At 70.5% G+C, this 539-nt stretch carries 1 protein-coding gene; it reads right to left on the reverse strand.

The window, feature by feature from the left end; translation table 11 throughout:
• Positions 1 to 315, reverse strand: a 315-nt coding sequence (locus J4573_RS53405; protein ID WP_208264188.1) for a hypothetical protein, incomplete at its 3' end; no start/stop codon positions are given.
• Positions 316 to 539 lie beyond the last annotated feature (224 nt).

A 539-nucleotide genomic window follows, 5' to 3' on the forward strand; every position in this document is an offset into this window, starting at 1 on the left:
CTCGATCCGGACCCGTGCGAACTCTTGCTCGATCGGGCATGCGTGACGCGGTACCCGCTGGTCCATCAGGATCGTGCGGGCCGCGTCGCGGACCTTCACCAGTGCGTCGGCCGGGTCGACGCACTCCCCGTCGACCATGTCCACGACGTACTGCCACCGGCGTGCGGTCGCGCGCATCGCGACGACCGCGACGAGGGCGGCCGGGTCGATCGAGTCGCCGTTCTCCAGATCGTGGATCATCTTGCCTTCGGCGGAACCGAGCTCGTCCAGGGCCTCGTCACGGCACGCGCGGATGTAATCGTCAAACACAGGCATGGACCTACCTCCTGATGATGTGCGAGTGGGGCGGTGCGGGGCCTGGTCCGGCCGGACACTCCGGCCGGACCAAGCCGGGTGGGGGTAGGACCGGACTGACCGATCCCACCCCCAAGGGCCGTCAGGCCGCTGCGTCGGTGGCGTCCGTAGCGGCGGGCGTGGTGGCGGGGGTGTCGGGCCCGGTGGCCTCATCGGTAGCCGTGGCGGTGGGGGCGAGGGTGTAG

The organism is Actinomadura barringtoniae (genome assembly GCF_017573505.1).
Lineage (GTDB): Bacteria > Actinomycetota > Actinomycetes > Streptosporangiales > Streptosporangiaceae > Spirillospora > Spirillospora barringtoniae.